The following is a 22,703-nucleotide window of genomic DNA, read 5'->3' as shown; positions in this document are numbered from 1 at the left end:
AGATGACCGAGCCGAACGAGCCGAACGAACTGAACGACATACGCCTTGTGGTGCTCGACATGGCCGGGACCACCGTGGCCGACGGCGGCCTCGTGGAACAGGCCTTCGCCGCGGCCGCCGGTGAACTGGGCGTGGAGCCAGGTTCCGCGGACCACACGGAGAAGCTCGACTACGTCCGCGCCACGATGGGCGAGTCCAAGATCTCCGTCTTCCGGCACCTGTTCGGCGAGGAGTCCCTCGCCCAGCGCGCCAACGCCGCCTTCGAGAAGGCGTACGGGGAACGCGTCGACGGCGGCGCCATCGCGCCGATCGCCGGGGCCCGCGAGACGATCGAGGAACTCCAGGCCGGCGGCCGGACCGTCGTCCTGAGCACCGGGTTCGCCCGCGTCACCCAGGACGCCATCCTCGCCGCCCTCGGCTGGCAGGACCTGGTGCCGCTCACGCTGTGCCCGGCGGACGCCGGCGGCCGCGGCCGCCCCTACCCCGACATGGTCCTGGAGGCGTTCCTGCGCACCAAGGCCGCCGACGGGGTCCAGCAGACCGCCGTCCTGGGCGACACCTCGTACGACATGCTCAGCGGCGTACGCGCCGGTGCCGGACTCGTCGCCGGCGTCCTCACCGGCGCCCACGACGAGGACGCGCTGCGCGCCGCCGGGGCCGGTCACGTCCTCGCCTCGGTGGCCGAACTGCCCTCCCTGTTGGGCGAGTTCACCGGCGCAGGTGGAGCCGGGCGATGAGCAGCGGGATCCGCTTCGACCGGGTGTCCGTCGCCTACGGCGGCACCACGGTCCTCGACTCCCTCGACCTGACCGTCGAGCCCGGCGAGGTGATGGCCCTGCTCGGGCCGTCCGGCTCGGGCAAGACCACCGCGCTGCGGGCCGTCGCCGGATTCGTCCGGCCGGCCGCCGGGCGGGTGTTCATCGGCGACCGCGACGTCACCGACCTGCCGCCGCACCGGCGCGGGATCGGCATGGTCGTCCAGCAGTACGCCCTCTTCCCGCACATGCGGGTCGAGGACAACGTCGCGTTCGGGCTCAAGGCGCAGAAAGCCCCCAAGGGCGAGATCCGCGGGCGGGTGGCCGAGGCGCTGGAGATGACCGGGATGGCGGCGTACGCACGACGTCACCCGCGCGAACTCTCCGGCGGACAGCAGCAGCGCGTCGCCATCGCGCGGGCCCTCGCCATCCGGCCCGGCGTCCTCCTGCTCGACGAGCCGCTGTCCGCCCTCGACGCACAGCTGCGCTCCGGGATGCTCACCGAACTCGCCCGGCTGCACCGCGAGTTGCCGGACGTGTCGATCCTCTACGTCACCCACGACCAGGTCGAGGCACTGACCCTGGCCGACCGGATCGCCGTCATGGACAAGGCCCGGCTGCGGGACGTCGGGACACCCCAGGAGCTGTACCGGGCACCGCGCACCGAGTTCACCGCGTCGTTCGTCGGCAACGCGAATCTGCTGCCGGTGACGGTGGGTTCCGGCACGGTGTCCCTCGCCGGGGCCGAGCTCAAGGTTCCGACGGGGGACGTCGCTCCCGGTGCCTCGGCCACGCTGTGCGTGCGGCCCCACCTCGTCGGCCTCGGCTCCGGGCCCAACCAGGTCAGCGGGACCGTCGCCGAGGTGCAGTGGCGGGGGTCCACCCACCGGCTGTACGTCGACGTGGCGGGCCACCGGATGATGGCCGACCTTCGCGAGCTGCGGAACCCGCCTGCTCCGGGGGAATCGGTGGACCTGCACTTCGCATCGGAGGACGCCGTACTGCTCTCCGCGGCCGTCTCCGGCGAGGAGGCCGTGGGAGCGGTGGGAGGGGTGAGCCGGGATGGCTAGCGCAACGGTCGCCGCCCCGGCGAAGGCCGTGCCCCGGACCAGGAAGGCGATCCCCTCCTGGGTCTGGGCCCTGCCCCCCGTGGCCGTGCTCGGGCTGGTGTTTCTCTACCCGCTCGGGCTGGTCGTCCAGCAGTCGTTCCGGCCCGACACCGGAGGGACCTCGGCGCGGGCCTACGGGGACGTGTTCGCCTCGACCGCGTTCCGGGAGGCGCTCGGCACCACGGTGTGGCTGGCGCTCGGATCCACGGTCGGCTGCCTGGTCCTCGGGTTCGTCCTCGCCCTGGTCATCGCCTTCGTGCCGTTCCCCGGCGGCAAGGCGGTCGCCAGGTTCATCGACGTCTTCCTGTCCTTCCCGTCCTTCCTGATCACGCTCGCGCTGCTGTTCGTCTACGGCACGGTCGGCATGGCCAACGGGCTCTGGACGGGCGCCACCGGCGCGGCCGAGGGGCCCTTCCAGTTCCTCACCACGCCCTGGGGAGTGCTCCTCGCGGAGGTCACGTACTTCACCCCGTTCGTGATGCGGCCGCTGCTCGCCGCCTTCTCCGGCATCGACACCGGGCAGCTGGAGGTGGCGTCCTCGCTCGGCGCGCGGCCCGCGCGGATCGTGCGGCAGGTCATCCTCCCCGAGGCACTGCCCGCGCTCGCCGCCGGCGGCAGCCTGGTCCTGGTCCTGTGCCTGAACGAGTTCGGCATCGTCCTGTTCACCGGGGCCAAGGGGGTCACCACCCTGCCGATGCTCGTCTACAGCAAGGCGATCCTGGAGTCCGACTATCCGGGAGCGTGCGTCGTCGCCGTCGTCAACGTCGCGATCTCCGTGGGTCTCTACGGCCTCTACCGGGTGGTGAGCCGCCGTGTTGGTGCATAGCCGCACGGGGAAGTGGGCCACCTGGACCGTCTTCTTCGTCCTCTTCCTGCCCCTGTTCGCCCTGCCCCTGCTCGTCGTCCTCGCCGCGTCGTTCGCCACGAACTGGTCGAGCGCGCTCCCGTCCGGATTCACCACCGGGCACTACACCGCCGCCACCCGCGGCGCATCCCTCCAGGCCCTCACCACCAGCCTGGTCACCGCCCTCACGGCGAGCGTGCTCGCGCTCGTCGTGGGCACCTGGGCGGCGCTCGCCGGGCACGCCCTGAAGAGGCGCGGCAAGCGGCTGCTGGACACGCTGTTCATGCTGCCGGTCGCGGTGCCCTCCGTCGTCGTCGGGCTCGCGGTCCTGGTCGCCTTCTCCAAGCCGCCGGTGCTGCTCAACGGCACCCGGTGGATCGTCATCCTCGCGCACGCCGTCCTTGTCACGGCGTTCGCCCACCAGTCGGTGTCGGCCGCCATCGTGCGTCTCGACCCGGCGTACGAACAGGCCGCCGCCTCCCTCGGCGCCCGGCCCTCCTACGTCCTGTGGCGGGTGCGGCTGCCGCTGCTGCTGCCCTCGCTCACCGCCGCCGCCGGCCTCTGCTTCGCCCTGTCCATGGGCGAGTTGAGCGCCACGATGATGCTCTACCCGCCGGACTGGACCCCGCTTCCCGTCCAGATCTACGCGGCCACCGACCGCGGCGCCCTGTTCACCGGTTCCGCACTCGCCGTGGTCCTCATGACGGCGACCGTGCTCGTGCTGTTCGCCGTCTCCCGGATCCGCACCAAGGCCTCCTACCGCTGACGCGCTGATCCAGCTCCACCGTCGGACACCCTCAAAAGCCCCATCCACGCAAGGAGTTCATCTCGCCATGCCCAGAAACGCCCGCTCGCTCCGCCTCGCCCCGATCGCCGCCGTGACCGGCAGCCTCGTCCTCGCCTGCTCCCTCACCGCGTGCGGCGGCGACTCGGCCGCCGCCGACGCCAAGGTCGTCACCGTGTACAGCGCGGACGGCCTCAAGGGCGAGAACGGCGACGGCTGGTACGACCAGGTCTTCAAGGACTTCGAGAAGCAGACCGGCATCAAGGTCAAGTACGTCGAGGGGGGTTCGGGCGAGATGGTCCAGCGGGCCGTCCGCGAGAAGACCAACCCGCAGGCCGACGTCCTCGTCACCCTCCCGCCGTTCATCCAGCAGGCCGACGGCAAGGGCCTGCTCCAGAAGTACGCGCCGAAGGGCTCCGACCAGGTCGACGGCGCCGACAAGGCCGCCGACGCCACCTGGACCTCCGTCGTCAACAACTACTTCGGCTTCGTCTACAACAAGAAGGAGCTGAAGCAGGCGCCCACCACGTGGGACGAACTGCTCGGCGGCACCTACAAGAACAAGCTCCAGTACTCCACCCCCGGTGTCGCCGGCGACGGAACCGCCGTGCTGATCAAGGCGATCCACGACTTCGGCGGGAAGGACGCGGCGCTCGCCTACCTGAAGAAGCTCCAGTCCAACAACGTCGGCCCGTCCGCCTCCACCGGCAAGCTCGCCCCCAAGGTCGACAAGGGCGAACTGCTGGCCGCCAACGGCGACGTCCAGATGAACTACGCGCAGTCCAAGAACATGCCGAACCTCGGGATCTGGTTCCCGCAGGCCACCGACAAGGCCACCGACGCCGTCGGCAAGCCCACCACCTTCGCGCTCCCGTACGCCGCCGGGCTCGTCACCAAGGCCCCGCACTCCGCGAACGGCAGGAAGCTCCTCGACTTCATGCTGTCCGCCAAGGCCCAGCAGCAGGTCAGTGAGATCGGCGGCGGCTTCTCCGCGCGCTCCGACGTCAAGGCCACCGACGCCAACGCCATCGCGCTGACCAAGCTCATGGACGGCGTCGAGGTCTTCGAGCCCGACTGGGCGGACATCGACAAGAACCTCACCGCGTACGTCGAGGACTGGAAGTCCGCCACCGGCAGCTGAACCACCGGCAGCTGAAACAGCCGTACCTGAACCAGCGGTACCTGAACCGGCCTCTGCCGAGCAGCCGTTGGTCGCCCCTCCCGCCCGACATGCGACGCCCCTGGACCGCCGGGGCGTCGCCGTGCCCGGCACGCACCACCCCTCGCCGCTCCATCCGTGCTCCACACCCTCGTCCCCCTCCCGGAGGATCACGTGTCGTCACGCATGTCCCGTCGCTCCCTGCTCGCCTCCGCGGCCGGTCTCGCCCTCGCCGCCGGCCCGCTCGCATCCGTCGCCCGCGCCGCCGCCAAGACCCCCAAGGTCCTCGTCGTCGGTCTCGACGGCACTCTCCTGAACCGGATCAAGGACGCCGACGCCCCGAACCTCGACGCCCTGATGGCCGCGGGCCTCACCGCGCCCAGCAGCATCTACGCCAACCCGTTCGCGCCGACCCTCTCCGGCCCCGGCTGGTCCACCCTCATCACCGGCGTCTGGCCCGACAAGCACAACGTCAAGGACAACAACTTCACCGGCCAGAAGTTCGCCCAGTACCCGGACTTCCTCACTCGCATCGAGACCGCCAAGCCGTCCCTGTCCACGTACGCCGTCTCCTCCTGGGCGCCGCTGACGGACACCGTCTTCTCCTCCAAGGTGGACACCCGGGTCTCCACCCCGAGCGCCGAGTACGACACCGGCACCACCTCGCGCGCCGTCGCCCAACTGCGTGACGCCAACCCCGACGCGGTGTTCGTCCAGCTCGACAACGTCGACCACGCGGGCCACAGCTACGGCGCCGCGAGCCAGCAGTACCTGGACGCCATCCACGGCGTCGACACCCAGCTCGGGCAACTGGTCGCCGCGGTCAGGGCCCGGACCACGTACGCCTCCGAGGACTGGCTGATCATGGTCACCGCCGACCACGGGCACACCGACGCGGGCGGCCACGGCGGATCCAGCGGGCCCGAGCGGCAGACCTTCATGATCGCGACCGGCCCGACCCTGGCCGCCGGTTCGGTGCGCCACGACGTCAAGATGCCGGACATCGCCGCCTCCGCGCTCGCCCACCTCGGCGTCGCCATCGACCCCGCCTGGGGCCTCGACGGACGGCCCGTGCAGCAGCCCGCCCCGGACGACTTCGACGCGCTGCGCCCGCAGCTCGCCACCCGCGTCGACGAGACCGGCATCGGCGCGACGGTGATCGGCTTCACCCACACCCCGCCGAGCGGCTGGTCCGTCGACAACTCCGCGATGGGCACCGGCGGTGTCACCGAGTGGCGCGGCTGGTCCTTCACCACGGACGAGTTCTGGACCAAGGCGCAGGCCGACCAGAACCGCGAGAGCAACGTCCGCGCCCGCGACGTGTTCGCGGTCGCCGACGGCGACGAGTGGCAGGACAGGACCTTCTCGGGCACCTTCGACTCCACCCTCGTCAGCCCGGCGTACCCGGTCACCGGAGGCGCGGCCGCCACCCTCACGTACACCACCTACTACCGGCACGAGTCCCCGCAGAAGGGCGAGGTCCTCGTCTCCTACGACGGTGCCGCGCCGGTCAGCGTGAAGACGTACACCGCCGACACGTCCTCCCGCGTGGAGAAGCTGACCCTCCAGGTCCCGGCCGGAGCGAGGACCGCCCGGGTCCGGTTCCGCTACACCGGCGGGAACAACTGGTACTGGGTGATCGACGGCGTCTCGCTCAGGACCGCCTGATCAGCCCGGCGTGATCCCGGCCGGGCCGGGATCACGCCGTCCTGACTACTCTGGGGGCGTCGGCACAGCGTCGTTCCGGCGCCCCCGGATCGAGTGCGTACGTACGCCACAGGACGGCAGGAGACCCAGCACATGTCAGAGCGCAAGCCCATCGAGTCGTGGCTCACCGACATGGACGGTGTCCTCATCCACGAGGGCGTGCCGATCCCCGGCGCCGACTCCTTCGTCAAGAAGCTGCGGGAGTCCGGCAAGCCCTTCCTGGTCCTGACGAACAACTCCATCTACACCGCCCGTGACCTGCACGCGAGGCTGCGGCGCATGGGCCTGGACGTGCCGGTCGAGAACATCTGGACCTCCGCCCTCGCCACCGCCAAGTTCCTCGACGACCAGCGGCCCGGCGGCACCGCCTACGTCATCGGCGAGGCCGGCCTGACCACCGCGCTGCACGACATCGGGTACGTCCTCACCGACCACGAGCCGGACTACGTCGTCCTCGGCGAGACGCGCACCTACTCCTTCGAGGCCATGACCAAGGCGGTCCGGCTGATCAAGGGCGGCGCCCGGTTCATCGCCACCAACCCGGACGAGACCGGCCCCTCCACCGAGGGTCCGCTGCCCGCCACCGGCGCCGTCGCCGCCCTCATCACCAAGGCCACCGGCAAGCAGCCCTACTTCGCCGGCAAGCCGAACCCGCTGATGATGCGGACCGGCCTGAACGCCATCGGTGCCCACTCCGAGACCAGCGCGATGATCGGCGACCGCATGGACACCGACGTGCTGGCCGGGCTGGAGGCGGGGATGCAGACCTTCCTCGTGCTGACCGGGCTGACCACGCCCGAGGAGATCGAGCAGTACCCGTACCGTCCGTCGATGGTCGTCGACTCGATCGCCGACCTCGTCGAGCGCGTCTGACCGGCCCGGCGTCAGCGGCGGACCCGAAACCCGAAACGCGCCGGACCGACCCGTTCGGAGCAACGGTGGCCCGCTGAAGATGCGGGCCACCGCCGCGCGGGGGACTCTCCAGATGTCTGGAGGTTTCACGATGCGCTCAGTGCGACTCACTCTCTGTGCCGGTGCGGTGGTCGCGGCCGCGTTCACCCCCGTCGCCCACGCGGCCGACGCGGGACCGGCCGGTGTCTCCGTGACGCCCGCGGGCCCCGCCTTCGGCAGCGACGTCCGGCTGCGGGCGATGGGCTGCGCCGGCCGGACCGGCACCGCGGTGTCGGACGCGTTCGTCTCGGACGCGCGGCTGACCGGGCCCGGCGGCGGCGGGCTGGTCGGCGAGACCCGCGTCCGCACCTCCCTGCACCCCGGCAGCTACCCCGTCGAGATCGACTGCGACGGACACACCGACCGGGTCAGAGGCACGGTCACCGTCGCCGACCCGGCCGCCTCGCCCGCCGTGACCGCGCCCGCCTCGCCCGTCGCACCCGTGCACGCGGGCGGCGGCGCCACCGCCCACTTCGGCTCGGTGGACGCCCGGGAGGCCGGCCCCGGAACCAAGCAGGCCGTGACCGGCCTGGTCCTCGCGGGCGTCGCCGCGGTCGCCGTCGCGATCCGCAGCGCACGCCGGGGCCAGGACGGCCGCGACTGACATGGCCGAACGTGACCGCTCCTCCGGCGCCGGCCGGCTGCTCACCGGGATCGCCTGGCTGGTGCTGCTGCTCGGCCTGTGGCTGTGGGGGAGCAGAGTGACGGACATCCGGCTGGGGACATCGGCGCCGACGACCGGGGACGTCGCCGCCGTCGGACGGCCGCCCGAGGTCCGGCTGCCGCACGCGCTCAAGCCCCTCGGCAACGCCCGCCCGCAGCGCGTCGACATCCCCGCGATGGGCGTGCAGGCCCCTGTCGTGGCCCGCGGACTCGACCGCGCGGGCGCCATCGACCCGCCCCCGTACGACCAGCCCGGCGTCGTCGCCTGGTACGCGGCCGGCGTGGAGCCGGGCGCCGTCGGCACCGCGCTGATGGTCGGGCACGTCGACACCGACACCCGGCCCGCGGTCTTCTACAGACTCAGCTCCGTGAAGCCCGGCGACACCGTCCGGGTGGTCCGCGACGACGGGACGGTCGCCGAGTTCACCGTGGACGACGTCCAGGTGCTCCCGCGCGACCACTTCGACGCCCGGCAGGCCTACGGGGCACGGCGGTCGGGGCGTGCCGAGCTGCGGCTGGTCACCTGCGGCGGGACCTTCGACAGGACGACCGGGAACTACACGGCGAACGTGGTCGTCTCGGCGTACCTCACCGGGCGCGGTGTGTGAACCGGACGCCGGGACCGCCTGCGCGACGGTCGGCATCCACCGGCCGGTGACCGGGACCGTCGCCGCAGCCCGGTCGACGACCTGCTCCCCCCGAGAAGCCGCCGACCGGGCTGGTCCTCGACCGCGCGCGCACGGATTGCGGGAGTAACCCGGCGCCGACGCGGGAGGTCTGGGTCCCCGTCCGCCGGACACGGCGGAGGGGCGGGACAACCGGCCGGGGGCTGGGGCCGTTTGGGGCCACCTTAGAGGGAACGGGCGACACGGCCTAGAGGGTGTCGGCGCCAACTCGGCCTGACCTGCGGCTCGGTGACGCCCCGAGGCCCGCGGCCGTCCCTCGTCGTGTCGGGGCTGTAACAGCTCCCGGACAAGGACCGGAGACCCCGCGGGGCCGACGGTGGGTATGTCACGATTGACCCTTAGGACGGTGCACCCAAGGGGGAGTCGGATGTACGGCAAAACGGGTGCCGGGGCACGGGCGTCCATGGCGGTGCTGGGGGCGGCACTGCTGCTCGCGGGGTGCTCCTCCGGGGGCGGCGGCGGGAAGGGCGAGCAATCCGGGGCGCCGGTCACACAACAGCCGAAGAACGCGGACCCGTTCTGGGTGAACCCGGACGGGAACGCGGCCGAACAGGTCGCCGCCTACGACAAGGCGGGCCGCGACGACGACGCCGAGCAGATCCGCAAGATAGCGGGACAGCCGACCGGCGAATGGATCGGACCGGAGAACCCGGAGCAGGAGGCCCGCGGTTTCACCGAGGCCGCGGAGAAGGCCGACCGGGCCGCGATCCTCGTCCTCTACAACATCCCGCACCGCGACTGCGGCCAGTTCTCGCAGGGAGGCGCCGCCGACGGCAACGCCTACCGGACCTGGATCGACGGCGTGGCCCGGGGCATCGGGGACCGCCCCGCCACGGTGATCCTGGAGCCGGACGCCATCCTGCACCTCGTCAACCAGTGCACCCCCGAGGAGTTCCGGGAGGAGCGCTACGACCTGCTCAAGGGCGCCGTCACGCAGCTCGCGTCCCTGAAGAACACCAAGGTGTACCTCGACGCGGGCAACGCCGGCTGGGGCCACCCCGACCAGATCTTCGAGCCGCTGCGCGCCGCCGGAGTCGACCGCGCCGACGGCTTCTCGGTCAACGTCTCCAACTTCTACTCGACCGACGACTCGGTCGCCTACGGCAAGCGGCTCGCGGCGAAGGTGGGGAACAAGCACTTCGTCATCGACACCAGCCGCAACGGCAACGGCCCCTACACGCGCGGCAAGCCCGACGAGAACTGGTGCAACCCGCCGGGCCGCGCGCTCGGCGAGAACCCGACGACGAAGACCGCGGACCCGCTCGTCGACGCCTACCTGTGGATCAAGCGTCCCGGTGAGTCGGACGGCACCTGCAAGGGCGGTCCCAAGGCCGGCGAGTGGTGGGCCGACTACGCCCTCAAGCTCGCGAAGGCGTCCGAGTAGCCGCACCGGCCCGCACACGAGAGGGCGCCCTCCGCCGCGAGCGGAGGGCGCCCTCTCGTGCAACCGCCGCGTGGTCAGGGCACCTTGACCCACTGGGCCTTGCTGGGGGTGCCCTGGTCGTCCGTCACGAACAGCATGTACCAGCCGGCCTCCACGAGGTTCCGGCTCTTCGGCACGGTCACCGAGATCCCCGTCCCCGTCCTCGTGAAGTCCAGCGCGATGGACCGCTGGTCGACGTCGGTGACATGGGTGGACGCGCTCGGCCGGATCAGCCGTGCCGTCCTGATGGAGGAGGCGTGCGCCGAGGTGAACGTCGCCGACGCGCCCCGGGCGATCGTCCTCGGCCCCCCGGACAGCGAGGGGCGCGAGTCCCGGTACAGGTACGGCGGCGTGTAGATCTCGATGCGCTGCTCGAACGTGGCCGGCTTGGTGTTGGCCTTGTCCGCGTAGAGCGAGTTGGAACCGAAGAACATCACGCGGCCGTCGGGCAGCAGGATCGAGCCCGAGTGGTAGTTCCGGCCCACCAGCGGATCGGCGACCCGGTCGAAGCTGTCGGCCTTCGGGTCGTAGATCCGCGCCTGCAGGATGTCGGAGTCGCCGCGCCCCCGGTAGTCCTCGGAGCCGCCGGACACCAGGACGGTGTCGTCGGGCAGGATCGAGGACTGCGGATAGCGGGTGCCCTTCTCCAGCTCGGGCCCGTCCACGAAGGCCGGGTGCGGGTCCTTGAGGTCGATCAGTCGGGTCTTCCTGCTGGAGAGCTTGGACTCGCCGACCCCGCCGCCCCCGATCACCAGGTACTTCTCGTCCTGCGCGGGCGGCAGCAGCACGGTGCCGGACGTCTCCATCATGTTCGGGTCGCTCAGGCCCCCGAGCTTGGTGAACGTGTTGCTCGCCAGGTCCCACACACCGGGGTCGCGGCCCACGTCGTCGGGGCCGTAGCCGGCGTTCGAGCCCGAGTAGAAGAGCTTGCCGTTCTGCATCAGGGAGATCGCCGGATAGGTCGGGAACTGCCGGATGCCCTTGGTGTAGGTCCACTTCCTGGTCTTCGGGTCGAAGACCTCGTTCTTGCCGGGGACGAGCTGCCCGATCTCGTCCAGGCCGGACAGGCTGAGGACCTTGCCGTCGCCGAGGGTGGTCAGCGTCGGGTACCAGCGTGCCTCGTTCATCGGGTCGACCTTGATGTACCGCTCGGCGACCGGATCGAACTCGTAGGCGTCCCGGATGCCCTGGAAGTCCTTCTTGTCCAGGGCGAGTTTCTGGGCGATCCCGTACGTGTTGCGGGCGTCGGAACCGCTCAGTCCCCGGATCCGGTAGTTGTCCTGGGTGCCGGTCTCGTACTTCCGGCCGCTTCTTTGCGCCTCGACGTAGATGCGGCCGAGCCCCGGGTCGTTGCGCAGGAACGCGCCGGTCTTCCTGTCGAAGACCTTCTTGGCGCGGGGGACGAGCACCGGGTCCTTGGAGACGAACGTCCTGCCGTTCTCCTTGCCCGTGAAGGCGCTGCCCGCCGGCAGCGTGATCGGCCTGTCCGGGTTCTCGTTGTGGACGACCATCAGACCGCCCGCCTTGGTGACGTCGCCCTTCAGCGTCTCGTAGCGCTTGGTGCCGCCCGCGATCAGCAGATTGCCGTTGGCGAGCTGGGTGTGCCCCGTGCAGAAGAGGTCGGCGGGGGTCGGGATCTTCTTGATCGTGCCCTTGACCGGGTCCCAGATCCGCGTGTCGAACTTCTTCGCGTCGAAGTTCTGCTGGTTGTTCCCGGAGCCGGCGATCAGCAGGATCTTGCCCGTGTGCAGCAGGGCCGCGTGGATCGTGTTGAGCCGGTAGCGCTTCGGGAAGTCGATGATGTCCCAGTGGCCGTTGTCGGCTTTGTACTCCGGCTTGTTGATCGTGTACTGGTGGTACTTGTCCGTCCCGAAGCGGTACAGCCACGGCCCGTTCATCCCGGCCAGCGCGAGCACCACCACCCCGGTTATCCCGAGGCGGCGGGCACGGCGGCGACGGGCACCGTCATTCATTTCTTACGTCCCCCAAGGGCGATCTGCACGGTCTGGTCGCCGCCCCCGCCCGCCGCGGCCCACCGGGGCTTGTGCTGCGGCGCGTGCGGGGCGTGCTGCTCCTGCTGCGGGGCCGGGGGCTGCTGCGGAACGGCCACGTTCTCGGGCACCGCCGGCGACCTGCGCCGCTCCTGCCGCAGGCTCCAGCGCCAGGCGAGGATCGGCGACGCGGTGATCAGCAGGGCGAAGGCGCCCCAGGTGATCATCGCCGGGTGGGAGTGGCCGAAGACGAAGCCGGCGGTGATCGAGCCGGCGAAGACCAGGATGAAGAACAGATGGATCCGGAAGGTCCCGAACAGCGTGTCGGGACTGGCCGAGTCGCCCTTGGGTGTCACCACGAACGAGCTCTTGCGGCGCAGCACGGTGTCCATCAGCGACCGTGCGTAGATCGGCGCGGACAGCGCCGACATCACCATGCCCGCGACACCGCCGGAGCCCTCCGGCTCGTGCGGCGAGACGTTGTGACGGCGGTTCCAGATGTACAGGCCGATCTGGAGTGCCGAGGCGTTGCCGTACAGCATCAGCCAGACCGTCGGGTCGATGTTCACGCCCGAGGCGCCGAGCCCGAGGAACAGGGCACAACTCAGCGCCGCGAGGATCCAGTTGAGCGCCGACATCGGGTAGAAGATGATCATCATCGTGTAGTTGAAGAGCTTGCCCGGAGGCATCGTGGCGAAGCCCTTCCAGTACTGCTTGAGGATCGTCTCGTAGGTGCCCCGCGACCAGCGCAGCTGCTGGGTGAAGAAGTCCGTCCAGGCGCCGGGGCCCTCACCGACGGCGAGCACGTCCGGTGTGTAGACGGACTTCCACCTCCGGCCCGTCGCCGGGTTCTTGGCGCGGTGCATCTCGAACCCGGTCGCCATGTCCTCGGTGATCGAGTCGTAGAGACCGCCGATCTGCTTCAGCGCCCTGATGCGGACGGCGTTGGAAGTGCCGACGAACATCGGGGAGCCGTAGAAGTTGCCGGCCCGCTGGATGAGGGCGTGGAAGAGGAACTGCTGGGACTCGGCGGCCTTGGTGATGGGGTTGTCGTAATTGCCGTACACCTGGGGGCCGATGACGAAGCCGACGTTCGGGTCGCGGAAGAAACCGAGCATCCGCTCCAGGTAGTTGGGCAGCGGAACGTGGTCGGTGTCGACCGAGGCGAAGTAGTCGTACGCGTCGCCGTGCGCCTCCAGCCAGGCGTTGTAGTTGCCGTGCTTGGTCTTCGCACGGTGCGCGCCCTTGGGCTGGTTCCACTTCTCCACGCCCTTGCGGGAGAAGTGGTGCACGCCCAGGCGCGCGCAGACCTCCTTCACCTCCGGGTCGTCGCCCTCGTCGAGGAGCCAGATGTGCAGAAGGCCCCGGTGGCGCAGCCTGACGGCGGCCTCCAGGGTCGCCGTCACCATGGCGAGCGGCTCCTTGCCCGGCACGAACGAGGTGAGGAAGGCGACTCTGGTGCCGGTCTCGGGCACCACCGGGACCGGGTCGCGGGCGACCAGGGTGGCGTGCGCGTTCGACAGCACGTTCATGCAGCGGAAGAACTCGATCAGACCGATCGAGACCAGCATCACGATGTCGAGGACCGGCAGGAAGTCGTAGGCGGGATAGTCGCGTTCGGTCCAGTGCTCGGGCTGGAGCAGCCAGCCGAGCAGCACCAGCGACAGCAGCGGCGCGGCCCCCAGCATGAGCGCGGCCCTGAGGCGGTGCGGTTCCTGCGAGAGCAGGGAGCGGTACTGCACCGTGTACGGCTTGTCCGGGTCGGGCTGGGTGAGCGGGCCGGCGAGCCGGCTGTAGTGCTCGTAGTCGTATCTCGGCAGCGTGCTCTTGATCCTGCGGATGCTGCCGGTGCGGTGTGCCGGCATGCGCAGCTGGGTCGTCTCGGACGGGTCGAAATCCTTTCGGGCACCCGTCGGCGTCGACGTCATGAGTCATCCCCCCAACACGCGCCGTCTGGCGCGTGTTCGTCGGTTCTCTTCGTCCGCCGGGGTCCCCCTCGACCCTCGCGGACGTGTCACTGGCAGACCGGGGCCAACGCGTCGTCCACAGCGTATGGACGTGGAACCCCGGCTATCCGGTTGCACGACGCCCCCCTCGGCGTCCGGCCATGAACGGGGCCCCCAACCCCCCATGCCGCAACCGGCCAAGCCCCCCACTTCTCTCAACTGCCATAAATCGACAGCCTCTTGCGGGCCCAGGGTTCTACGTCTCCCTTCATGATCGCAAGATGCGAAACGCGGTGTTAACCGGTCATACGCGCTAATTGGGACGCGTGTGCGAAGAAGGGGCACATGGGGGCGTCCGTGAGGGGCTCCCGGGGCATGACGAAGAGCCCCCTCGTCACCACGAGGGGGCTCTTCGGTCGGTGCGCCGCCAGGGACTCGAACCCCGGACCCGCTGATTAAGAGTCAGCTGCTCTAACCAACTGAGCTAGCGGCGCCTGCTGACGCGAAAACTCTATCCGACCCGCGGGGGTGCTCCGGACCGCAGGGGTGTGCTCCGCAGCAGGTGGGAGGGGTCCCGTACATCATTCGGACCGTCAACATGCGACACCGGACGACAGTTGAGAAACTGACGATTGTGCAGAAATGCGAACATTTCCATCTGGAGTGTGAGGGGCATCGCATGGAGACTCCGGTATTCGAGGAACTCGATCCCGCGAGCGACTGCGACTGCCCCGGATGCGTTCACTGGCGGCGCGTCCTGCCCCCAGGGTCCCGGGCGGCGGGCCCCTGGGGCCACCCGGCGACCCTCTCCCACGTACGCGGCCTCGCCCGGGCCGGGCGGACCCCGATGGCTCTCGCGCTGGCCGCCACGGCGGGCGCCGTCCTCGCGGCCGGGCAGGCGGTGCCGGCGGTCGCCGCCGCGCACGGACCCGCCCTGCCGGGCGTTCCCGCAGGTGACGAGCCCGACACGCCGCAAGGCAGCAAGGCGCCGCTGCACGGACCCGCGGGCAGTCCGGCGGCAGCGGCGAAGCCCGGCCAGGCTGCCAAGGCGCCCACCACCACGCGGGCCGAGATCATCAACCGCGCCAAGACCTGGATCGACGCGGACGTGCCGTACAGCATGAGCGCGTACTGGAAGGACGGCTACCGGCAGGACTGCTCCGGGTTCGTCTCGATGGCCTGGGGGCTCCCGGGCAACGAGTGGACGGGCAGCCTCGACAGCTTCGGGGTGCGGATCACCCGCGACCAGCTGCAGCCCGGGGACATGCTGCTCTTCCACAACCCGGACAACCCGGAGAAGGGCTCGCACGTCGTCATCTTCGGCGGCTGGACCGACTACACCCACACCTACTACGTCGCCTACGAGCAGACCCCGCCGCACGCCAGGAAGCAGTCCACCCCGTACGCGTACTGGTCGAACTCGGACCACTACGTGCCCTACCGCTCCAAGGGGCTGGCGGAGGGCGCGGGCGGTGCGGAGCCGTCCACGCCGACGGTGCCGGCCACCCCGGGGACGGCGACCCGTTTCCCGGGAGCCGCGTACTTCGGGACCGGCGCGAACAACGCCTACGTCACCCAGCTCGGCAAGCTCCTGGTCGAGCGGGGCGGCGCACGCTTCTACACCACGGGTCCCGGACCGCGCTGGACGAGCGCCGACCAGCGGGCGACCCAGGCGTTCCAGAAGGCGCAGGGCTGGACCGGCGCGGACGCGGACGGCCGGCCCGGACCGACCACCTGGGCCTACCTGACCGGCAAGAAGGGCAAGGACATCCCGGCCGTCGCCGGAAGCCCCGGGGCCCCGGGCACGGGCACCTCGCACCCCGTGCCCGGCTACCCCGGACGCGCGATGTTCCGGCCCGGCGCGAACAACGCGTACGTCACCCAGCTCGGGAAGCAGCTCGTCAAGAAGGGGTTCGGCACGCACTACACGACCGGCCCCGGGTCCCGCTGGGGCGAGGCGGACCGGCGCAACGTCGAGGCGTTCCAGCGGGCCCAGGGCTGGCGCGGCGGCGCGGCGGACGGCTACCCCGGGCCGGAGACCTGGCGGCGGCTCTTCTCCTGAGCCCGCCGGACCCCGGATCCGAACCGGCCGGATCCCCCGCCGAACCGGCCGGGCTCGCCCACGGTTCGTGAACACACTTCCAGGCGCGGAGGCATGGAGGCAGCTATGACTACGACGACGTCACACACCCCGGAACACACCCCCGAGCCCGAGGGGCCGCCCTCACCCGAGTCCCGGCCCGAGGGCCCCGCCGAGGGCGGCGGCGGTGCGCGGGCCGTCCGGCTCATCCAGAACGAGGTGACCACCGAGATCCCCGTCCACCTGCTCTTCCGCGACGACCCCGACCCGGTGTCGGTGCCGCTCGCGCCCGCCGTCGTGGGCCGGCGGCGCGGCACCGGCGAACAGCCGAGGATCAGGCGGCCCGCCGTCGGCCGGCCGCCCCGCCCGGTCCCGGAGACCGACCCCGACCTCGTCGAGCGGCCCGCCCGCGTGCTCCCGGGACTGGCGGGCGTGCTCGCCGGGACCTGCGGTGTGGCCGGCTGCGCCGTCACCTCGTGGTGGGCCGGCGTCCTGCCGCCCGCCCTCCTCGACGCCCTGCACCTGCCCCAGGCCGCGGGCGCCGGGTTCGGCCCCGCGCAGTGGGCGGCGTACGTGGGGGCCGGCACCCTCGGTCTGTTCGGCTTCGGCGGTCTCGCCCGCGGCCGGACCGGACGGGCCTGGGTGCTCGGCCTCTTCGGGCGCTACCGCGGCACCGTCCGGCGTACCGGGCTGATGTGGGTCAACCCGCTGGTGCTGCGCCGCCGGGTCGACGTCCGGCTGCGGCACTGGCGCAGCGAACCGATGTCCGTGGTGGACGCGAACGGCGTCGCGCTGCGGGTGGTCGTGCTCGTCGTCTGGCGCGTCAAGGACACCGCGCGGGCCACCCTCGGGGTCGACGACCACCAGATGTATCTGCGCGAGTGCGTGGAGGCGGCACTGTCGCGGGTCCTCTCGCAGCAGCCGGCCGAACTGCCCCCCGCGGTGGTCAAGGACCTGACCCTGCGCAACACGGACGCGGTCGGCGAGGCGCTGACCCGGATGGTGGCCGCGGACACCGCCCCGGTCGGCCTGGAGGTCTTCTCCGCCCAGCCGACGCGGATCGAGTACGCGCCCGAGATCGCGGCCGTGATGCAGCGGCGCCGGATCGCGGCCCTGGACGCGCAGCACCGTGACAGTGTGCTCGGCTCTGTCGTCGACTCGGTGGAGGACACCGTGACCCGGCTGACCGTGCGGGGACTGGTCGAACTCGACGACTACGAGCGCAAGGCGCTGGTGAAGGACCTCACGGTGGCGTTCTGCACGGGACGCGGAGAGGTGTCGTCGTAGGCGGGTCCGCGATTGGTATGGACATGTTCAACTACCCGCAATAATCTGGGACTTGGTCTAGACCTGAGTACCGCGCGCACAGCTCACGAGAACCTCCCCCACGTCCTCCAGGAGCGGCAGCATGCGCAAACGGACGAACAAGTCCCTCACCAGCGGCAAGACGAAGATGTACGCGGCGGCTCTCGGCCTCGCCACGGCGGGCACGTTCGTGCTCTCCAGCGGCGGGGCGAGCGCCCACGGCTACACCGACCAGCCCCTCAGCCGGCAGAAGATGTGTGCCAGCGGCGGCAGCGTCGCCAACTGCGGTGACATCCAGTGGGAACCGCAGAGCGCCGAGGGTCTCAAGGGCTTCCCGGCGGCGGGTCCGGCCGACGGGCAGATCTGCTCCGCGGGCCACACCAACTTCAGCCAGCTCGACCAGCCCAAGACCCCCTCGGGTACGGCCTGGCCGACGACCAAGGTCAGCGCGGGGCAGAGCTACAGCTTCCGCTGGCAGTTCACCGCCATGCACGCGACGACCGACTTCAAGTACTTCATCACCAAGACCGGCTGGAACCAGAACCACGCGCTGACCCGCGCGGACCTGGAGACCACCCCGTTCCTGACGGTCCCCTACAACGGACAGCGCCCCCCGTCCACGCTCTCGCACACCGGCACCCTGCCGAGCGGCAAGAGCGGACACCACATCATCCTCGGGGTGTGGACGGTCGCGGACACGACGAACGCGTTCTACTCCTGCGCGGACGTCACGTTCTGAGGCCGGCACGGTTCTGAGCCTCTCTTGAGGCGCGGGCACCACCGGCGCGGGTATGTTCCCCGCACGCCGTTCCGACCAGGACGGCGTGCGGGGAAAGCGGTGTCCGACCGACCGGGGGGTCCATGATGAGTGTGTTCTTCTACGCAGTGCCCGTGCTGATCATCGCCGTGGCGCTGCTCATGGCGGTCAAGGTGGTCCGCCGCTCGCTGGAACTGCGCAGCGCGTGGAACAGCGGGCTCACCGCCGAGGCGCGCTGTCTGCGCTTCTACACCACGACCAGCGGAGGCAGTGGCGACTCCTCGGTCACCACGACCCGGCACCACGTCTACGAGTTCACGACGCGCGACGGCCGCGCCGTCCGCTTCGACGAGGAGAACGGCCGCCCGACCGTCGTCGAGGGCGACATCGTCACCGTGCACTACACCACCGCGCACCCCGAGAAGGCCACGGCCCACGCGCCGAGCCCGGTGAAGGCGGCGGCGGGCACGTTCGTCATGCTGGCGTTCTGCGGTGTGATCGTCGCCTTCTGTGTCGGCTTCATGGTCACCTACCACGAGGCCTTCGCGGGGGACTCCTTCTTCGGCGGCATCTAGGACCTCACGGGTGACGGACGCACACCCCTCCACATCTGACGGGCCGTCAATTACCGTACGCGCCCATGGGGTCCAGCAGGCGTACCGTCGGGGAACTCGTGGCGCAGCGATGGGGCGACCACCGGCTGGGGCTGTGGTTCGAGGGCCGGACCGTCAGCCACCACCGGATGGCGGCGGGCGCGGCCCAACGCGCCGCGCTGCTCGGCGAACTGCTGCCGCCCGGCGCCGAACCACACCTCGGGGTGCTGCTCGACAACACCCCCGAGTACCCGCTGTGGCTCGGCGCGGCCGCCCTCGCCGGAGCCACCGTCGCCGGGATCAACCCGACCCGGCGCGGGGCCGAACTCGCCCGCGACATCCTGCACACCGAATGCCGCGTCCTGATCACCGAGCGGGCCCACCTGCCGCTCCTGGACGGCCTCGAACTCCCCGGCGTACAGGTCCTGGTGACCGACACGGACGCCTACGGCGAACTCCTCGCACCGTACGAGGGAGCGAAGCCCGACCCGACCGCCGCGCGGCCCGACAGCCGGTTCCTGCTCCTCTTCACCTCCGGCTCGACCGGCGCTCCCAAGGCCGCGATCTGCACCCAGGGCAGGATCGCGGCCGCCGGACTCTCGCTCGCCGGCCACTTCGGGGTGCGCCCGGACGACACCCACTACATCTGCATGCCGATGTTCCACGGCAACGCGGTGATCGCCGACTGGGCGCCCGCGCTCGCGGCCGGCGCGCGCGTCGCGCTGCGGCGCCGCTTCTCGGCGTCCGGGTTCCTCCCCGACGTCCGCGCCTGCGGCGCCACCTACTTCACCTATGTGGGCCGCGCGGTGCAGTACCTGCTGGCCACACCAGCCCGCCCCGACGACCGGGACAACCCGCTGCGCAGGGGATTCGGCACCGAGGCCGGCGCGGTCGACGCGGCGGCCTTCGAGAAACGCTTCGGCGCGCGACTGGTGGAGGGGTACGGATCCTCGGAGGGCGGCGCCGCCATCCAGCGCACGTCCGGCACCCCCGCCGGGGCCATCGGGCGGGCGGCCCCCGGAGACGACCTCGCGGTGATCGACCCCCGGACCGGCCGCAGCTGCCCGCCGGCCGTCTTCACCCCCGACGGGCGGCTGCTCAACGGGGACGAGTCGATAGGGGAGTTGGTGAACCGGGGCGCCAGCCCCTTCGAGGGGTACTGGCGCAACCCCGCCGCGGACGCGGCCCGGCGCCGGGGCACGGATCCTCGACCGGACGCCCCCGCCGCGGAACGGAACTGGTACTGGACCGGCGACCTCTTCTACCGGGACAAGGACGGCTACCTCTACTTCGCCGGACGCACCGACGACCGGCTCCGCGTCGACAGCGAGAACCTCGCCGCCGCGATGATCGAGAACATCCTTGCCCGGTACGGGGACGCCGCCGCCGTCGCGGTGTACGCCGTGCCGGATCCGGTGGCGGGCGACCAGGTCATGGCGACGCTCGCCCTGAAGGACGGGGCCTCCTTCGACCCCCTGGACTTCGCGGCGTTCCTGGACGCCCAGCCCGACCTGGGCACCAAGATGGCGCCCCGCTTCCTGCGGATCGTGGAGCGCATGCCCGTCACCGCCACCAACAAGATCCACCGGGTTTGCCTGCGACGCGAGGGCTTCCGCTGCCCCGACCCCGTGTGGTGGCGGCCCCCGGGTGAGCGGGCGTACCGGCCCCTGACGGCCGCCGACACCGACGGCCTCGACGCCCAGTACCGGGCCCACGGCCGGGAGGATCTCCTCGCCCGACCGTCCCACGCGCCGGCGGAGTCGCCCACGGGCCGGACCCCGCAGGGCTAGGCGGGCGGGTTCCGGGCGGCGGGGCGCCGGAGGGTGGGGCACGGTCCACGCCGTGCGCACCCGCGGGCCGGTTGGTGCGCGGTCACCGGGCCCGCCTACGGTGTTCGCCATGATCCGACCGGTGGCGTACACGGGATATCTCGTCGGCGGCGTGCTGGTCGGCGCACCGCTGTCGGCGGGACTGCTGACCCTCGGCACCCTGGGCGCGGCGCTGACCCCCGTCCTGGTCGGGCTGCCCCTGCTCGGGCTGCTCGCGCTGTCCGGCATACCCGTCGGCGTCCTCGAACGGTGGCGGGTGGGCCGACTCGACCGGCCCGCCGTGCGGGACCCCGGCCCGGGTGACGAGCGCGGCCACCCGCCGGTCGACCCGCACCGCACCCCGGCCGAGCCGGGACTCGGACCCTGGGCCAGACTCCGCTTCACCGAGCAGGCGACCTGGCGCGAACTGGCGTACACGGTGCTGCTCGCCTTCGTGCTGTGGCCGCTGGACCTGCTGGTCCTGGCCGTGGTGTTCGGTCTCCCCGGCGCCCTGCTCGCCGCCCCCGCCGGGCTCGCCCTCGCCGGCGACGAGACCCGCGTCGCCAAGCTCTGGCTCGTCGACGGCTACGCGCAGGCGTCCGTGATCGCCGCGGGCGGACTCCTGCTGCTCTTCGCCCTGTTGTGGCCGCTCGCCCTCTACGGCCGGGCCCGCGCCGCCCTCGCCCGGGTGCTCCTCGCGCCGCGCGAGACGGAGACGCGGCTCGCCGAGGTGACGGAGTCCCGGGCCCGGCTGGTGGCCGCCTTCGAGGCGGAACGGCGGCGCATCGAACGGGACCTGCACGACGGAGCCCAACAGCGGCTGGTCGCCCTGAGCATGCGTCTCGGGCTCGCCCGCCTCGACGCCCCGCCCGAACTGGCCGACCGCCTCGCGGAAGCGCACCGGGAGGCCGACGAAGCCCTGGGTGAACTGAGGGAGTTGATCCACGGCATCCACCCCCAGGTACTCGCCGACTACGGCCTCGGGGACGCGATCACCGACGCCGCCGACCGCTCGGCCGTCCCGGTGGACGTCGACGTCGAGCTGCCCCGGTTCACCGAAGCCGTCGAGTCCGCCGCGTACTTCGCCGTCCGCGAGGCGCTCGCGAACGTGGCCCGGCACAGCGGCGCCGGACGGGCGTGGATCAGCGCCGGCTGCGCGTCGGGGGACCGGCACGGACGGCGGCTGTGGATCGAGGTGCGGGACGACGGCCGCGGCGGAGCCGTGCCGTCCGGGGGCGCGGCCGGAGGGATCGTCGGGATGGGCGGGACCGTTGGGACCGGAGGATCCGCCGGTCGTGCCGGTTCCGGCCTCACCGGTCTCGCCGACCGCCTCGCCGTCCTCGATGGAACACTGGCCGTCGACAGCCCACCGGGCGGTCCCACCGTGCTGCGTATGGAGATCCCGTGCTGAGAGTCGTACTCGCCGAGGACGGCGTGCTGTTGCGGGAGGGCCTGGTGGGGCTGCTGAACCGCTTCGGGCACGAGGTGGTCGCGGCCGTGGGCGACGCGGAGGCGCTGCGGGACGCCGTGTCCGCGTACACGCCCGACCTCGTCGTCACCGATGTCCGTATGCCGCCCGGCTTCCAGGACGAGGGCCTGCGCGCGGCCCTCGCGCTGCGCGCCGCCGACCCGCGTCTCCCGGTGCTGGTGCTCAGCCAGTACGTCCAGCGCGCCTACGCGGCCGACCTCCTCGACACCGGTGACGGAACCGGCGTCGGCTACCTCCTCAAGGACCGGGTCGGGCAGGTCGAGCAGTTCGCGGAGGCGGTCGAGCGGGTCGCGGCCGGCGGGACCGTCGTGGACCCCGAGGTCGTACGGCAGTTGCTGCGCCGCCGGCGCGATCCGCTGGCGACGCTGACACCGCGCGAGCGTGAGGTCCTCGCCCTGGTCGCCGAAGGCCGCTCCAACGGCGCCATCGCCCGGGAACTGGTCGTCACCGAGGCCGCCGTCGGCAAGCACATCGGCAACATCCTGGGAAAGCTGGACCTGCCGCCGGCCGAGGGGACACACCGCCGCGTCCTCGCCGTACTCGCCTATCTGCGGGGGTAGTTGGGGCGCCACGGGGTCTTTCCGGAGTGCCGTGAAGGGTGCCGCGGTGAGGAGTCCCGGCCGGTCCGCGCGGGGAGGATACCGGGACACGTG

General features: G+C 71.5%; 19 protein-coding genes and 1 tRNA gene. 17 read left to right on the top strand and 3 right to left on the bottom strand.

The genetic code is table 11. The features are described 5' to 3' along the window. Positions 1-2: 2 nt before the first annotated feature. The 10 genes from AB0C62_RS06360 to AB0C62_RS06315 all read left to right on the top strand — a co-directional run bounded on the left by AB0C62_RS06360 (position 3) and on the right by AB0C62_RS06315 (position 10,042). Positions 3-737 carry an HAD family hydrolase gene (locus AB0C62_RS06360; RefSeq protein ID WP_362970086.1) on the top strand — a complete coding sequence of 245 codons (735 nt, stop codon included), beginning with the start codon at positions 3-5 and terminating at the stop codon, positions 735-737. Next, positions 734-1,825 (top strand): ABC transporter ATP-binding protein, encoded by a 1,092-nt coding sequence (locus AB0C62_RS06355; protein ID WP_362970084.1) that lies wholly within the window; start codon positions 734-736, stop codon positions 1,823-1,825. The genes AB0C62_RS06360 and AB0C62_RS06355 overlap by 4 nt, the downstream gene beginning before the upstream one ends. After that, complete coding sequence (locus AB0C62_RS06350) at positions 1,818-2,690, top strand: 2-aminoethylphosphonate ABC transporter permease subunit (RefSeq protein WP_362970083.1); 873 nt, start codon at positions 1,818-1,820, stop codon at positions 2,688-2,690. The genes AB0C62_RS06355 and AB0C62_RS06350 overlap by 8 nt, the downstream gene beginning before the upstream one ends. Next, on the top strand, positions 2,677-3,474 hold the full coding sequence (locus AB0C62_RS06345; protein ID WP_362970081.1) for an ABC transporter permease subunit: 798 nt from the start codon (positions 2,677-2,679) through the stop codon (positions 3,472-3,474). Before AB0C62_RS06350 ends, AB0C62_RS06345 begins: the two co-directional genes overlap by 14 nt. Before the next feature lie 67 nt (positions 3,475-3,541). Further along, entirely contained in the window at positions 3,542-4,633 is a 1,092-nt protein-coding gene (locus AB0C62_RS06340) for a 2-aminoethylphosphonate ABC transporter substrate-binding protein (RefSeq protein WP_362970079.1), read from the top strand. Between the two features lie 204 nt (positions 4,634-4,837). Further along, the gene (locus AB0C62_RS06335; protein ID WP_362970196.1) at positions 4,838-6,319 is read left to right on the top strand and encodes an alkaline phosphatase family protein; all 1,482 of its coding nucleotides are present in this window, start codon (positions 4,838-4,840) and stop codon (positions 6,317-6,319) included. 132 nt (positions 6,320-6,451) lie between these two features. Further along, positions 6,452-7,231 (top strand): HAD-IIA family hydrolase, encoded by a 780-nt coding sequence (locus AB0C62_RS06330; protein ID WP_362970077.1) that lies wholly within the window; start codon positions 6,452-6,454, stop codon positions 7,229-7,231. A 130-nt stretch (positions 7,232-7,361) separates the two neighbouring features. After that, complete coding sequence (locus tag AB0C62_RS06325) at positions 7,362-7,913, top strand: hypothetical protein (RefSeq protein WP_362970075.1); 552 nt, start codon at positions 7,362-7,364, stop codon at positions 7,911-7,913. A gap of 1 nt (position 7,914) precedes the next feature. Then, positions 7,915-8,580 (top strand): class F sortase, encoded by a 666-nt coding sequence (locus AB0C62_RS06320; RefSeq protein ID WP_362970073.1) that lies wholly within the window; start codon positions 7,915-7,917, stop codon positions 8,578-8,580. Positions 8,581-9,025: 445 nt separating this feature from the next. Further along, the gene (locus AB0C62_RS06315; protein ID WP_362970071.1) at positions 9,026-10,042 is read left to right on the top strand and encodes a glycoside hydrolase family 6 protein; all 1,017 of its coding nucleotides are present in this window, start codon (positions 9,026-9,028) and stop codon (positions 10,040-10,042) included. Positions 10,043-10,116: 74 nt separating this feature from the next. On the opposite strand, the gene AB0C62_RS06310 is transcribed toward AB0C62_RS06315, so the two are convergent. The 3 genes from AB0C62_RS06310 to AB0C62_RS06300 all read right to left on the bottom strand — a co-directional run bounded on the left by AB0C62_RS06310 (position 10,117) and on the right by AB0C62_RS06300 (position 14,512). Continuing rightward, the gene (locus AB0C62_RS06310; RefSeq protein ID WP_362970069.1) at positions 10,117-12,054 is read right to left on the bottom strand and encodes a kelch motif-containing protein; all 1,938 of its coding nucleotides are present in this window, start codon (positions 12,052-12,054) and stop codon (positions 10,117-10,119) included. Further along, positions 12,051-14,000, bottom strand: coding sequence for a glycosyltransferase family 2 protein (locus tag AB0C62_RS06305; RefSeq protein WP_362970067.1), 1,950 nt, complete (start codon positions 13,998-14,000; stop codon positions 12,051-12,053). Before AB0C62_RS06305 ends, AB0C62_RS06310 begins: the two co-directional genes overlap by 4 nt. A 438-nt stretch (positions 14,001-14,438) precedes the next feature. Beyond that, positions 14,439-14,512, bottom strand: a tRNA-Lys gene (locus tag AB0C62_RS06300). A 185-nt stretch (positions 14,513-14,697) separates the two neighbouring features. Between AB0C62_RS06300 and AB0C62_RS06295 the strand changes: the two genes are divergently transcribed. The 7 genes from AB0C62_RS06295 (at position 14,698) to AB0C62_RS06265 (ending at position 22,610) form a co-directional block, all read left to right on the top strand. Further along, positions 14,698-16,080, top strand: coding sequence for a peptidoglycan-binding protein (locus AB0C62_RS06295; RefSeq protein ID WP_362970065.1), 1,383 nt, complete (start codon positions 14,698-14,700; stop codon positions 16,078-16,080). Positions 16,081-16,185: 105 nt separating this feature from the next. Beyond that, positions 16,186-17,385: an SPFH domain-containing protein gene (locus tag AB0C62_RS06290; RefSeq protein WP_362970063.1), complete on the top strand. Its 1,200-nt coding sequence runs from the start codon at positions 16,186-16,188 to the stop codon at positions 17,383-17,385. A 121-nt stretch (positions 17,386-17,506) separates the two neighbouring features. Beyond that, complete coding sequence (locus tag AB0C62_RS06285) at positions 17,507-18,142, top strand: lytic polysaccharide monooxygenase (RefSeq protein ID WP_362970061.1); 636 nt, start codon at positions 17,507-17,509, stop codon at positions 18,140-18,142. 125 nt (positions 18,143-18,267) lie between these two features. Further along, positions 18,268-18,735 (top strand): DUF3592 domain-containing protein, encoded by a 468-nt coding sequence (locus tag AB0C62_RS06280; RefSeq protein WP_362970194.1) that lies wholly within the window; start codon positions 18,268-18,270, stop codon positions 18,733-18,735. 65 nt (positions 18,736-18,800) lie between these two features. After that, the gene (locus AB0C62_RS06275; protein ID WP_362970060.1) at positions 18,801-20,543 is read left to right on the top strand and encodes an AMP-binding protein; all 1,743 of its coding nucleotides are present in this window, start codon (positions 18,801-18,803) and stop codon (positions 20,541-20,543) included. A gap of 109 nt (positions 20,544-20,652) precedes the next feature. After that, a complete protein-coding gene (locus AB0C62_RS06270) occupies positions 20,653-21,972 on the top strand; it encodes a sensor domain-containing protein (RefSeq protein ID WP_362970058.1) in 1,320 nt (439 codons plus the stop codon). Continuing rightward, a complete protein-coding gene (locus tag AB0C62_RS06265) occupies positions 21,966-22,610 on the top strand; it encodes a response regulator transcription factor (protein WP_362970056.1) in 645 nt (214 codons plus the stop codon). The genes AB0C62_RS06270 and AB0C62_RS06265 overlap by 7 nt, the downstream gene beginning before the upstream one ends. Positions 22,611-22,703 lie beyond the last annotated feature (93 nt).

The organism is Streptomyces sp. NPDC048643, assembly GCF_040650615.1.
GTDB lineage: Bacteria > Actinomycetota > Actinomycetes > Streptomycetales > Streptomycetaceae > Streptomyces.
The sequence above is the reverse complement of the archived record's forward strand: the minus strand, read 5'-3'. Positions and strand labels throughout refer to the sequence as shown.

Bases quoted from the DNA above. Each gene is read 5' to 3' on its own strand.
- AB0C62_RS06340 (WP_362970079.1), top strand. From the start codon at position 3,542: ATGCCCAGAAACGCCCGCTCGCTCCGCCTCGCCCCGATCGCCGCCGTG.
- AB0C62_RS06290 (WP_362970063.1), top strand. From the start codon at position 16,186: ATGACTACGACGACGTCACACACCCCGGAACACACCCCCGAGCCCGAG.
- AB0C62_RS06305 (WP_362970067.1), bottom strand. From the start codon at position 14,000: ATGACGTCGACGCCGACGGGTGCCCGAAAGGATTTCGACCCGTCCGAG.
- AB0C62_RS06350 (WP_362970083.1), top strand. From the start codon at position 1,818: ATGGCTAGCGCAACGGTCGCCGCCCCGGCGAAGGCCGTGCCCCGGACC.
- AB0C62_RS06280 (WP_362970194.1), top strand. From the start codon at position 18,268: ATGAGTGTGTTCTTCTACGCAGTGCCCGTGCTGATCATCGCCGTGGCG.
- AB0C62_RS06285 (WP_362970061.1), top strand. From the start codon at position 17,507: ATGCGCAAACGGACGAACAAGTCCCTCACCAGCGGCAAGACGAAGATG.
- AB0C62_RS06310 (WP_362970069.1), bottom strand. From the start codon at position 12,054: ATGAATGACGGTGCCCGTCGCCGCCGTGCCCGCCGCCTCGGGATAACC.
- AB0C62_RS06295 (WP_362970065.1), top strand. From the start codon at position 14,698: ATGGAGACTCCGGTATTCGAGGAACTCGATCCCGCGAGCGACTGCGAC.
- AB0C62_RS06315 (WP_362970071.1), top strand. From the start codon at position 9,026: ATGTACGGCAAAACGGGTGCCGGGGCACGGGCGTCCATGGCGGTGCTG.
- AB0C62_RS06330 (WP_362970077.1), top strand. From the start codon at position 6,452: ATGTCAGAGCGCAAGCCCATCGAGTCGTGGCTCACCGACATGGACGGT.
- AB0C62_RS06275 (WP_362970060.1), top strand. From the start codon at position 18,801: ATGGGGTCCAGCAGGCGTACCGTCGGGGAACTCGTGGCGCAGCGATGG.
- AB0C62_RS06270 (WP_362970058.1), top strand. From the start codon at position 20,653: ATGATCCGACCGGTGGCGTACACGGGATATCTCGTCGGCGGCGTGCTG.
- AB0C62_RS06320 (WP_362970073.1), top strand. From the start codon at position 7,915: ATGGCCGAACGTGACCGCTCCTCCGGCGCCGGCCGGCTGCTCACCGGG.
- AB0C62_RS06355 (WP_362970084.1), top strand. From the start codon at position 734: ATGAGCAGCGGGATCCGCTTCGACCGGGTGTCCGTCGCCTACGGCGGC.
- AB0C62_RS06325 (WP_362970075.1), top strand. From the start codon at position 7,362: ATGCGCTCAGTGCGACTCACTCTCTGTGCCGGTGCGGTGGTCGCGGCC.
- AB0C62_RS06335 (WP_362970196.1), top strand. From the start codon at position 4,838: ATGTCCCGTCGCTCCCTGCTCGCCTCCGCGGCCGGTCTCGCCCTCGCC.
- AB0C62_RS06360 (WP_362970086.1), top strand. From the start codon at position 3: ATGACCGAGCCGAACGAGCCGAACGAACTGAACGACATACGCCTTGTG.